2 protein-coding genes are annotated in these 1,397 nt (G+C 59.3%); both read left to right on the plus strand.

The window, feature by feature from the left end; translation table 11 throughout:
- The first annotated feature begins 90 nt into the window (after nt 1-90).
- Nucleotides 91-1,119, plus strand: a complete 1,029-nt coding sequence (locus CO676_RS34230; RefSeq protein WP_097524308.1) for an IS110 family transposase — start codon at nt 91-93, stop codon at nt 1,117-1,119.
- 66 nt (nt 1,120-1,185) lie between these two features.
- Nucleotides 1,186-1,397, plus strand: a 212-nt coding sequence (locus CO676_RS35885) for a hypothetical protein (RefSeq protein WP_210202670.1), incomplete at its 3' end; no start/stop codon positions are given.

Consider the following 1,397-nt stretch of genomic DNA (forward strand, 5'->3'; position numbering starts at 1 on the left):
TGAAGATGGGGTGGATGCCAGCCTCCCCGACGGCATCGCAATGTGCCAAGTTTGTGGTGTTAGCGCCACGCAAAGGAGAGGCAGGCATCCATGAAAAACGTTACCATCATCGGGGTCGATTTAGCAAAGAACGTCTTTCAACTGCACGGCGCGGCGGCTGACGGATCAGTCGTATTTCGCAAGAAGCTGTCGCGCCCGCAGGTCCGGAAGTTCATGGCGGCCCAGCCGGCCTGCATCGTGGCGATGGAGGCGTGCGGGAGTGCTCACTACTGGGCCCGCGAGATTGCCCGGCTTGGTCATGAGCCGAGACTGATCGCCCCTCGCTACGTGAAGCCGTTCATCAAGCGGCAGAAGAATGATGCAGCGGATGCGGAGGCGATTGTCGAGGCGGCGCAGCGGCCGACAATGCGCTTCGTCGAACCGAAGACCGAAGGGCAGCAGGCCCGGGCGATCGTGTTTCGTACCCGTGAACAGTTGGTCAATCAGCGCACCGAACTGGTCAATGCGCTGCGCGCCCACCTGTATGAGTTCGGCTATGTTGCCCCGCAAGGCATTGGCTATCTGAACCATCTGGCAGAGATCGTTGAGGATGAAGACACCGAGCTACCGGATCTGGTCCGCGATACCTGCTGCGATCTGCTGAACCTGATCGTCCAACTGACTGGTCGGATCGACATGCTGGAGAGGAAGATCGCTGCATTGTCGAGGCATGGCACGATGATCAGGCGCTTACGGACCATGCCCGGTGTGGGGCCCATCGGCGCCCTCGCTGTGGAAACCTTCGCGCCCCCCATGGAAACGTTCAAATGCGGCCGGGATTTTGCCGCCTGGCTCGGATTGGTGCCGCTGCAGAAGTCGACCGGCGGCAAGCAACGGTTAGGGAAAACGTCGAAGATGGGTCAATGCGATATTCGACGTCTGCTCATTATTGGTGCCATGGCGGTGATTCGATGGGCATGCCGCAAGGGTGCACCCGAAGGCTCCTGGCTTGCCCGCATGATGGCGAAGAAGCCGCGCATGCTGGTGGCGATCGCGCTGGCCAACAAGATGGCACGGGGCATCTGGGCGATGCTGACGAAACAGGAGGATTACCGGGGTCCGGCGATGGTGGCTGCATGATAAGTCAGCAGCGCATCTGAAGCCGGTCCGTCGGGGATGTGAGGAAGGCATGAACCGCATGGGCAAATGATCGATCAGATCGGGGTCAGGAAACCAGGAAAAACCACAGAGCTTCAAGCTCGCCGTGAAGATTTGGACCTGATCCGCGCATCACCATACCGGCCCGCGGCACGTGAATGGTCGCAACTGAGAGGCCTGACACAAGACCGCACTCGATCACATGTTCAAAGGTTCAAAATCTTCCTTGCAACACGGCTGGCATCCACACAAGGTTTTTC

The sequence above is a fragment of the Sinorhizobium sp. BJ1 genome (assembly GCF_002531555.1).
In the GTDB taxonomy this organism is placed as follows: Bacteria; Pseudomonadota; Alphaproteobacteria; order Rhizobiales; family Rhizobiaceae; genus Sinorhizobium; species Sinorhizobium fredii_B.